Origin of the sequence: Roseobacter sp. EG26 (assembly GCF_049830555.1) — a bacterium.
Classification (GTDB): domain Bacteria; phylum Pseudomonadota; class Alphaproteobacteria; order Rhodobacterales; family Rhodobacteraceae; genus Roseobacter.
On sequence record NZ_JBNBLH010000008.1, the window covers coordinates 265,394 to 274,807 of the forward strand.

Sequence of the window (9,414 nt, forward strand, 5' to 3'; positions counted from 1 at the left end):
TGTTCCTTCAGTTAAACGCTGTGCATCTGGATTCCGGGCGGTCCAGCCCCATCGTGTCCAGCAAGGATGTCTGATGCAGGAACCCCTCCTGTGGGCTCACACTGACCGTAATCTTGCCGTCATGCAGCAGGATCGGTTGCCGCAATTGGCCATTCCAGTTGCGAAATGTCACCTTGGTGCCTTTGAAAGCGGCCAGTTCAAACGCATCAGAGACGGCATAATCACGCACGCCGTCCGGCTCTGCGGTGTTTGCACGTGTCACGGCCTCGCCGATCACCCGCAGCGCCAGCCAGACATTATAATCTTCGGGTTTTGCATAGCGGCCCGTCAATTCTTCGAAACGCGTCTGATACTGCGTGGCGCCCCAGGCCTCATGCGCCCCATGGAACGTGGTCGGCACAAGACCTCCCGACCCCATGACCGGGCGCGGTGTCCAGAGATGATAACTCAGATAACGCGCGAAATAATCCGTCCCGTCCGCCGCAATCACCACATCATGGTCATCCGCCTGTTGCGTGAAAGTCGGCAATTGACGCTGCACCAGAACATGACCCGAATCTGTTCGGCGTGACCCGCCCGTATCCTCAAAAACGCGGTCTTCGGTGATTTTTGCACCAAACTTCCGTGCGGATTTCCGAAAAGACTCGGCAAGCGCCACATCTTCCGGGTTAGACCCCGAGATCAGGAACCACTCATCCCATTTTTTCCAGACCGCGAACTGCGCCACCGCATCCGATTTCATCGCATGACTGGGCGCGACATGCAGCAGATTTGCGCGGCATTGATCGTCACGCAATGTGACATCCGGCGCAGTTGCGTTGAAAACCAGCGCCCCAGCCGCCGCCGCTTGATCCGTTAAACGCGCCAGATCATCCCCGTTCGACTGGACCACAATCAGGCGAATGCCCTGATCCAGCAAGGCGCCCAAAGCCATCTCTGCGTCTTCCGGCGTCACAGCCCGTGTCACGGTTTCATAGGTGTGCCCCAGAAAACTGCCTGTTGTCCCATTGTCTTCATCCGCAAGCGCTGCGCCCGCAAACCCAAGATCATCCGGTCGCAGATCATACCGGCTGATGGGCAGCAACACAGGGTAATCCACGCGCAGAACCGCCGCTTTGACGTCAATTGCGAAAGCAGAGCCAGCAAATGAACCCAATGCGATCACCGCCATCAGCAGCGCGGAAAATTTCAGCACTTTATCCTCCCCCGTCTGCTATACTGCAGATCGAAATCTTATCCTCGGTCAAGCTCGGAAATAGAACCGATACTTTTGGCCGGGTTGTGGTGAACAGCCTAACACCCACACGATGAACCGCGATTCTTATTTTTTAAGAATGGACCCATGCGCCTGTTTTTGCTTCTATTTCTCTTTGCACCCGCTATCTGTAAGGCACAGGAGAAAGTCGCATTTTTTGGTCTGACCTTGTTGGACACATCTTTGCAAACAACCGAGCTCGGGCAGGATCCAGCGGAGCTTGAGCGCCTCGCAGCGGTTGAAAAAATCATCGCGGACCGGTTTGAGCAAGAAGGTTATGTCCTGCTCGAGCTGGACCCGGTGCGCAAGGATATTGATCGCTATGTGAACCTGGCCAAATGCTACGGGTGCGACACCCGGATTGCGACGAAGCTCGGGGCCGATTTCGCGCTGGTAGGTGAAGTGCAGAAGACCTCCAACCTGATCCTGTCGATGAACCTGCAATTGCGCGCCGCTGACACGGGCGAATTGGTCAAAGGTGGCGTGGTCGAGATTCGCGGCAACAATGACGAGAGCTGGTATCGCGGCATGCGGTACATCCTGAAAAACCGATTCTTTGTAAGGGAGAAAAAATGAAAAGACGTGCAGTTTTAGTGACTGGACTGGCAATCGGGTTAATACCCGCGCTGGCCCTGGCACACGGACCCACTCGGCAGAAGGTCACCTTGACGACCGAGGTTGCTGCGGATCCTGCGGAGGTCTGGGAGGTCGTGGGCAATTTTCAGGACATGTCCTGGCACCCCGCTGTTTTCTCTTCAACGGGTGAGAATGGAAATGACATCGACGCCACCCGTGTCTTAACACTGGGCAGTGCTGACGGACCCACAATTTCCGAAATCCTCTACAAATACAGCCCCGACAAGATGAGTTATTCCTACCGGATCACGGATGTGAAGGTAGAAGTCCTGCCCGTCACCAACTATTCGTCGCATCTGACAGTCAAACCCCGGGACGGCGGCGGCGCGGTGATCGAATGGCGCGGTGCGTTCTACAGGGGTTATCCAAACAACGATCCGCCGCCCGAGTTGAATGACGACGCGGCGATTGCTGCGGTCACCGGTGTATATCAAGCGGGTCTCGATGCGTTGGTCGAAAAGCTTGGTGCGCCGGGTTCGTAAACTGGTTCTGGGCATTTCGCTAGCTGTCGGGTCTGCCGCGGCTGGCGATCTGGCTTATGTGACATGCCAGAACGGCGACGCGCTTTTCGTGCATGATCTGTCCTCAGAGACGATCGTCTATGAATGGTCGGTGCCAGGCAAACCTGCGGGTATCGCGGTCACAAGGGTCTCAGCATACACCGTCTCAGCCGCCAGCAAGACCCTGCGCCGATTTGCGGCAGATACCGGCGATGTTCTTGCCATGACTGAACTTGATGGCGGCCCGATCGGTGTTGCGCTGGATGCCACGCGGCAACGCCTGTTCGTTTCGGATTGGTACAACGCCCGTATCTGGGTACTGTCAGCCGATACTCTTGCCCTGCAAGGCGAACTCACCGTCGGTGCCGCCCCCGCCGGTCTCGCGGTCTCTGACGACGGAAACTTCATCGCCGCCGCAGAGCGAGATGAGGATCAGATCTCCATTTTTGACGCCGAAACCCTTGAACTTCTGCGCACCGTCGCTGTTGGTATCCGCCCGTTTGGTCTGCGTTTTGCCCCTGACGGTCGGCTCTTTGTCGGAAATGTCGGAAGTAATGATCTTTCGGTCATCAACCCTGGTGAAGGTGAGCTGATAACGACTGTTGCTGTCGGCGAACGCCCCTACGGGATCGCCTTCGCAAAGGGGCGCGCCTTTGTCACCAATCAATATGAAAACACTCTTAGCGTAGTTGATCTTAAGACTTTGGTTGTGATCGACACAATCGACACGGGCGATTATCCCGAAGGCATTGATACCAGTTCTGACGGTCGTCAAATCATCGTGGCAAACTGGTTCGACAACAGTTTGACGATAGTCGACGCAGAGAGCCATTCTGTGTTAAGGACACTGGAAACCTGTGATGGCCCCCGCGCCTTCGGGGAGTTTGTTCTGGGAGGAGAACCATGAGACACATCCTGCTAGCTGCCGCGCTCGCCTGTGCTGGTGCCTTGCCGGCACTTGCCACCGGAGAAGAAGCCTGGGACTCGATCAAAACGCAGCTTTATGGTGAACGTGCGCTGCTCAGCGGGCAAAACGTGATCGCAATCGATGCCCCCTATCGCACCTACGAGGACGCGCGCACCGATCTGGCCGCTCAGATCATTGCACCGGCGGGTACGAATGTGGCCAAGGTCACGGTTGTGCTGGATGAAAATCCGATGCCTGTCTCCGCCGTCTTTGCACTCGACCGGCCCCAACCAAGTTTCTACTTCGATATTACAATGCGCATAAACGGCCCGACGCCGATGCATGTGGTGGCAGAAACAACCGATGGCCGCGTCTTTGTCTCCGAAGCAATGGTGAAAACATCCGGCCAGGGTGCTTGCGCGGCCCCCCCCGGTACCGACCCTGAACTGGCCCTGGCCTCTCTGGGCCAAATGGATATTCAGGTGGCTGACGTAACACCGGGCATTGCAAGCGGCAAACTGACCTCTTTGGCCTCCCGTCTGAACCGGATGGACCTGGATATCTCGCATCCATCGCACTCCGGCATGCAGATGGACCAGATTTCGCTGCTCTTCATCCCGATGCGCTATGTCGAAACCGTGGAAATTGAGCTGGATGGTGCGGGTTTTGTGGAGATGACAGGCTCAATCTCGCTCTCTGAAAATCCGCGCGTCGGTCTGTCGGTACCACGTCGCACCCAAACCGTGGATGTCACCATGACCGATACCAGCGGTACAGTCGCGACCAAACACAAGACGCTTCCCGGGTTTTGAAATTTGGATAGTTGAGCCGTAAGGGGACGTCAGTTCCCGGCTTGTGGCTGTCCGGCTTCGGGGTCGACTTTCTCAAGCGGATAGTCCCAGAGCTGCCAGCCATCAGTGCCTTCGGGCAGCCAGTAAACCGACGTATATCCCCATTCAATCGCGCGTTTGGCCGCGTTCCAGCTCATCCAGCAATCTTCAAGACAGAAGATAACAAGCGGGTGGTCAATATCGCCCCCCGACGCTTTTTTCAGCCCCTTACGAAAATAGGCCGCCGTCACATCTGCAATCGCGCCGTAGCCAACATTGGGCAACCAGATCGCACCTGGAATGGTATGTCTCGGTTTATCGCGCCAGATGGTGCCTTCGGGCAGATTGGCTGGTTTGGGCGGTTGCGGCAAGACGTCGATAAACCCGGCTGTCCCCGCAACCCATAGTTCGTGGGCCTCTTCTGGTCCAATCACCGTCCCACCGGTCAACGACCCCGGCACGGGATCGCGGTAATGGTCTATGCGGTATTCTTCAGGTTCCGGCACCGTCTGGGCAGGAACGCTCAAAGGCAGCAGCATGAACGCCGCTGCGAGAAGACGGATCAATTAGAAATCTCCAGCATTTCGGTACCCAAATCGCTGGCAAGGGGCACCCCTGCGTCCGACAGAAGCGCATTGATGTCATCCTGATTGCGCCGGATCAGGGAATTCAGCTTGCGCTGCCAGACCTTCTCTCCCTGCCGCACTCCCATGGTAATGCGGAAAAACAGCCGGGGCGGCAGCTCTTCCCGGATCAGCGGCACCACCTTCAGATCAGGATAGTCAGTTTTCACCAGCGGCGCCCCCAATGGTCCCCACAGAATGGCCGCATCAATGTCACCCGCAGCAAGATCGTCAAGCATATCAACGGCAGGGCTTTCATGTCGGCGATCGACAACCAGATTATACGCTTTCGCCCGCGCGATCAGACCATTGCGCGCCAGATGCGCCGAGGGCGGCGTTCCTGCGATGATCCCGATGCGCTTGCCTTTCAGCACAGGGTCCGAAAGGGATTGAGCAGCGGCCAAATCGCCCTCTTTCGGGACGATCAACGTGTAGACGGATGTAAAGTAGTGATTGGTATTCAGAACCAGTTCATGACCCTGCGCATACCCAATGACCAGATCGCACTTCTTGGCTTTCAGCGTGTTCCGAATGAAGCCGGTCGCCATCGGATACCACGTGTACTCGACCGGGAGTTCCAGTTTGGATCCAATGAATTCTGCCAGCTTGTTCTCAAAACCGGTCTCGTCTTCGGAGGACATCGGAAAGTTGGCGGGGTCTGCACAGACGCGCAAAGCACTATTTGACACCAGGTCAGAGGTTTGCGCCCCAACAGACCCCGCAAGGGAGAAACTCAGGAGAAACGCCGCAAGGTAGCGCCGTGTTTTATGTGCCCAGACAGGCATTTTCATCCTCGCGAATGATTTCGTTCTTGGGCTGTTTCTTGCCCGGACGGCCCCGTGGCACCACATCCGCACCGCGCGCTTTGAGATAGACATATATGTCATCAAGATAACACATCACATTGGGATTCTCGCCAAAACCGGGCATCACCGAGTTTTCAGCAGCCCCTACGCGCTTGCGACCGTTGGTCACAACATCCACGAAATCATAGTAATCCATGTCAATGGCCGAAACCTTGAGGGCCGGGGCATAGGTCGATCCTTCGCCTTCGGGTCCATGGCACACATGGCACTCCGAATGGTATCTGCGGAACCCGGAATATGTTGGCCAGTCGACGGTGCCGTCTTCGTCCACGCTGTAGGTCGGCACATCGTCTTCGGTATAGTATTTGCCATCTTCGGAATAGGCGGCTGTCAGGTTGTCCACCTCATCCGCCGTTGCCAGAAGGGGCATTCCCACGCATAGGCACGCAGCAATAATGCTTCCTGTCGTTTTCATCAATCTCACCCGTTCATTGTTGGATCGGCGCGACCAAAACAGGCCGCGCCGCTCAGTGTTCAAAGCAACCGCCGATCAGTTTGGCAGAGCGAATACGGTCAGTTGACCGCCCAGTGCCGTATAGTCGCTAAGTGCAGCGTAACCGCCCACAGCGCCCAGACCATCGTTGGGGTTGGTCAGACCAGCCGCAAGGCCGATGCCGGCCCAGCCGCCAACACCCGACAGGATGCCAACATACTGTTTGCCATCGGATTCGTAGGTCATCACGTTGCCAATGATGCCCGACGGTGTCTTGAAGCGGTAAAGCTCTTCACCCGTCTCGGAGTGCACGGCTTTCAGATGGCCTTCGAGCGTGCCGTAGAAGACGACATCGCCAGCAGTTGCAAGTGCGCCTGACCAAACAGAGAACTTCTCTGGGATCGACCACTTGATTTCACCAGCGACGTTATCCCAGGCAATGAAGTTGCCCATGCCACCGTGGCTGTCAGGCGCAGGATACATCGCAAGCGTCGCCCCTACATATGGCTGACCGGCCGTGTAGGACACGCGGAACGGTTCATAGTCCATGCAGACGTGGTTTGTCGGCACGTAGAACATTTCCGTTTTCGGCGAATAGGCCGCTGGCTGCTGGTCCTTGGTCCCAAGAGCCGCCGGGCAGATGCCGGTGGAGTTCACGTCTTCGCCGTTCTGCTCTGTGGAGTACTGAGCCACAACCGCCGGGCGACCATAGGTGTCGGACGCAGGATCCATGTCCACACCAGTGGTCCAGTTCACGACCGGGTCAAATTTCTCAGCGACCAGAAGTTCGCCGGTGACACGATCCATTGTGTAGCCCAGACCGTTGCGGTCAAAGTGCGTGAGAAGCTTGCGCTGCTCTCCATCAATCTCCTGCTCCGTGAGGATCATTTCATTGATGCCGTCATAATCCCACTCATCGTGCGGGGTCATCTGGTAGAACCACTTGGCTTCACCGGTATCGATGTCGCGCGCCATGATGGTCATGGACCAACGGTTGTCACCCGGACGCTGGGCAGGGTTCCATGTGGAAGGGTTGCCCGTGCCGTAGTAGACAAGGTTTTCTTCCATGTCTGCCGAATACCAGCCCCATGTGGTGCCGCCACCGATCATCCATTGATCACCTTCCCAGGTGTTCGTACCGGAATTTTCGCCAACGGGTGTGCCCAGATGAGTGGTCGTTTCAGGATTCACCAGGATATCGCTGTCCGGACCCATGGAATAGGCGCGCCATTCCCGCTCGCCGGTGTTGATGTTGTAGGCCGTGACGGATCCACGGACACCAAATTCACCACCAGAGATACCGACAATGATCTTGTCCTTGACCGGCAGAACCGTCGCTGTATTGGTCTCGCCGATCGCCGCATCGCCGTTCTGGGCTTCCCAGATCACATCTCCGGAAGCCGCGTCCAGCGCCACGATTTTCGTATCAGCCTGATGCAGGAAGATCTTGCCTTCCGCATAAGCGACACCACGGTTTACTGTGTCACAGCACATGACCGGGATAACATCCGGGTCCTGCTTTGGCTCGTACTTCCAGATGATCTTGCCTTCGTTCTTCAGATCGAGCGCGTAGACAATATTTGGAAACGGCGTATGCACGTACATCACATCATTGACGACCAGCGGTGACCCTTCATGGCCGCGCAGAACGCCTGTGGAAAATGTCCAGGCCACCTGCAGGTCGCCCACGTTTTCCGCATTGATCTGATTGAGCTCAGAGTAGCGCTGGTTTTTGTAATCACCCGTCTGGATCGCCCATTGTTTTGAGTCGGCCATCTGGGATACGAGATCGTCATTTGCGTAGGCAAGCCCTGCGCAAAGGGCGATCCCGGAGGTCAAAAGCATTAGCTTTTTCATTATAAGTGCCTCCCTAGTATGCGGCGGAATTGCCGCGGTAGTGACATCCAGCCCCACATCGGGGCTTTACGTCAGGTCTTTCCCGCCGGGGTCAGGCTCTCCTCCCGATCCGTCGGAAAACTTGGTCTACGATCCTTCACCCGCGAAGGTCGCCAGATACGCGATTACGTTCATTCGGTCGTCTTCCTTGCGCAAACCGGCAAAAGACATCTTGGTGCCTTTCGCATAGTTGCGCGGCTTTTCAAGAAACGCTGCCAGTTCTTCAGGCGTCCAGGTTTTCCCCTCCGCCCCCAGACCCACCAACACGTCCGAGTAGTTAAAGTCGGCACCCGATGCGATAGCTCGGTCCACAACGCCATTCAGCGCCGGTCCCACCTTGTTTTCAGCGCCTTCACCAACAGCATGGCAGGCCTTGCACTTGCGAAAAACCTTTTCACCTTTTTCGGCGTCGCCAGTGATATGTCCGTCCGCGCTGGCCATCATCGGAAGCGCGATCAGACATCCTGCGGCAAGTACCTTATTCAACATCATATACCTTTCTCAATTTACGTCAGTTCAGACGTGCAGAGTGCCATTCCACATGGTCTCGTGCAAAACTGTTTACGAAAAAATACGAGTGGTCGTATCCCTTCTGCATGCGCACCTGTCCGGGCTGCCGTCTGCGTGCCATCATGTCTGCCAGCGCTTCCGGTTTCAGAAGATCAAGGAATTGATCATTTGCCCCCTGATCCACCAGCAGGTCACCTTTCCAGCCATGCTCTTCGAGCAAAAGCGTTGCATCATGCTCGGCCCAGGTCGACTCGTCATCCCCCAGATAGGCACTAAGCTGCTTGCGTCCCCAGTCCGATTGGGTCGGATGCGCGATCGGCGCAAAGGCGGACAGAGATTGGAACAGATCAGCGTTGCGGATCGCGATGGTCATCGCCCCATGCCCGCCCATCGAATGGCCCGTGATACCGTGCCGGTCCTGAACCGGCAGATTTTCGATCACCAGGCTGCGAAGTTCATTCACGATGTAGTCGTACATCCGAAAATGCGGCTTCCACGGATCGCGGGTCGCGTTAACGTAAAAACCTGCCCCCTGCCCCAAATCATAAGCTTCATCATCGCTTACATTGTCACCACGCGGGGAGGTATCCGGGAAAATCACCGCAAGCCCATGGCGCGCGGCATGTTCCTGAAAACCGCCCTTGACCATGGCATTTTCATGGGTGCAGGTCAGACCTGAAAGATACCACAGAACAGGCACCGGCCCGTCTTCTGCCTGCGGCGGAAGATACGCGGCAAAAGTCATTTCGCACCCACATGTATTTGAAGGATGCTTGAAAACTTTCTGGCTACCGCCGAAGCTTCGGTTTTCCGATAGTATTTCCATGCTCCCCCTAGAACTCGACGACGGCTCTGATGGATTTGCCTTGGTGCATGAGGTCGAACCCGTGGTTGATCTCATCCAGGCTCAGCTTGTGGGTGATCATCGGGTCGATCTCGATCTTGCCGTCCATGTACC

12 protein-coding genes and 1 pseudogene are annotated in these 9,414 nt (G+C 56.3%); 5 read left to right on the top strand and 8 right to left on the bottom strand.

Annotated elements, in window-relative coordinates; all coding sequences use genetic code 11:
- Positions 1 to 7: 7 nt before the first annotated feature.
- Positions 8 to 1,171, bottom strand: a complete 1,164-nt coding sequence (locus ACOTTU_RS18495; RefSeq protein WP_425660102.1) for an ABC transporter substrate-binding protein — start codon at positions 1,169 to 1,171, stop codon at positions 8 to 10.
- A 171-nt stretch (positions 1,172 to 1,342) separates the two neighbouring features.
- Between ACOTTU_RS18495 and ACOTTU_RS18500 the strand changes: the two genes are divergently transcribed.
- From ACOTTU_RS18500 to ACOTTU_RS18515, 4 genes are read left to right on the top strand one after another with little or no spacing between them, the layout of a single operon-like run.
- Complete coding sequence (locus ACOTTU_RS18500) at positions 1,343 to 1,831, top strand: DUF3280 domain-containing protein (RefSeq protein WP_425660091.1); 489 nt, start codon at positions 1,343 to 1,345, stop codon at positions 1,829 to 1,831.
- On the top strand, positions 1,828 to 2,373 hold the full coding sequence (locus ACOTTU_RS18505) for an SRPBCC family protein (protein WP_425660092.1): 546 nt from the start codon (positions 1,828 to 1,830) through the stop codon (positions 2,371 to 2,373). The genes ACOTTU_RS18500 and ACOTTU_RS18505 overlap by 4 nt, the downstream gene beginning before the upstream one ends.
- The gene (locus ACOTTU_RS18510) at positions 2,336 to 3,298 is read left to right on the top strand and encodes a YncE family protein (RefSeq protein WP_425660093.1); all 963 of its coding nucleotides are present in this window, start codon (positions 2,336 to 2,338) and stop codon (positions 3,296 to 3,298) included. Before ACOTTU_RS18505 ends, ACOTTU_RS18510 begins: the two co-directional genes overlap by 38 nt.
- Positions 3,295 to 4,110 carry a quinoprotein dehydrogenase-associated SoxYZ-like carrier gene (locus ACOTTU_RS18515; RefSeq protein WP_425660094.1) on the top strand — a complete coding sequence of 272 codons (816 nt, stop codon included), beginning with the start codon at positions 3,295 to 3,297 and terminating at the stop codon, positions 4,108 to 4,110. The genes ACOTTU_RS18510 and ACOTTU_RS18515 overlap by 4 nt, the downstream gene beginning before the upstream one ends.
- Before the next feature lie 29 nt (positions 4,111 to 4,139).
- Here the strand turns inward: ACOTTU_RS18515 and ACOTTU_RS18520 are convergent, their stop codons facing one another.
- Together ACOTTU_RS18520 and ACOTTU_RS18525 are read right to left on the bottom strand one after the other, a co-directional pair.
- On the bottom strand, positions 4,140 to 4,694 hold the full coding sequence (locus ACOTTU_RS18520; protein ID WP_425660095.1) for a PQQ-dependent catabolism-associated CXXCW motif protein: 555 nt from the start codon (positions 4,692 to 4,694) through the stop codon (positions 4,140 to 4,142).
- Positions 4,691 to 5,443: a substrate-binding domain-containing protein gene (locus ACOTTU_RS18525; RefSeq protein ID WP_425660103.1), complete on the bottom strand. Its 753-nt coding sequence runs from the start codon at positions 5,441 to 5,443 to the stop codon at positions 4,691 to 4,693. The genes ACOTTU_RS18520 and ACOTTU_RS18525 overlap by 4 nt, the downstream gene beginning before the upstream one ends.
- Between ACOTTU_RS18525 and ACOTTU_RS18530 the strand changes: the two genes are divergently transcribed.
- Positions 5,350 to 5,625 (top strand): DUF1589 domain-containing protein, encoded by a 276-nt coding sequence (locus tag ACOTTU_RS18530; protein ID WP_425660104.1) that lies wholly within the window; start codon positions 5,350 to 5,352, stop codon positions 5,623 to 5,625. The two genes, ACOTTU_RS18525 and ACOTTU_RS18530, sit on opposite strands and share 94 nt — an antisense overlap.
- Here the strand turns inward: ACOTTU_RS18530 and ACOTTU_RS18535 are convergent.
- From ACOTTU_RS18535 to ACOTTU_RS18555, 5 genes and pseudogenes are all read right to left on the bottom strand, one after another.
- Positions 5,517 to 5,987 (bottom strand): c-type cytochrome, methanol metabolism-related, encoded by a 471-nt coding sequence (locus tag ACOTTU_RS18535; protein WP_425660096.1) that lies wholly within the window; start codon positions 5,985 to 5,987, stop codon positions 5,517 to 5,519. The two genes, ACOTTU_RS18530 and ACOTTU_RS18535, sit on opposite strands and share 109 nt — an antisense overlap.
- A gap of 120 nt (positions 5,988 to 6,107) precedes the next feature.
- The gene (locus ACOTTU_RS18540) at positions 6,108 to 7,907 is read right to left on the bottom strand and encodes a methanol/ethanol family PQQ-dependent dehydrogenase (RefSeq protein ID WP_298922084.1); all 1,800 of its coding nucleotides are present in this window, start codon (positions 7,905 to 7,907) and stop codon (positions 6,108 to 6,110) included.
- Between the two features lie 126 nt (positions 7,908 to 8,033).
- On the bottom strand, positions 8,034 to 8,435 hold the full coding sequence (locus ACOTTU_RS18545) for a c-type cytochrome (RefSeq protein ID WP_298922141.1): 402 nt from the start codon (positions 8,433 to 8,435) through the stop codon (positions 8,034 to 8,036).
- 22 nt (positions 8,436 to 8,457) lie between these two features.
- On the bottom strand, positions 8,458 to 9,282 hold the full coding sequence (gene fghA, locus ACOTTU_RS18550; RefSeq protein ID WP_298922083.1) for an S-formylglutathione hydrolase: 825 nt from the start codon (positions 9,280 to 9,282) through the stop codon (positions 8,458 to 8,460).
- A 7-nt stretch (positions 9,283 to 9,289) separates the two neighbouring features.
- A pseudogene (locus ACOTTU_RS18555) lies at positions 9,290 to 9,414 on the bottom strand (S-(hydroxymethyl)glutathione dehydrogenase); the annotation flags it as partial.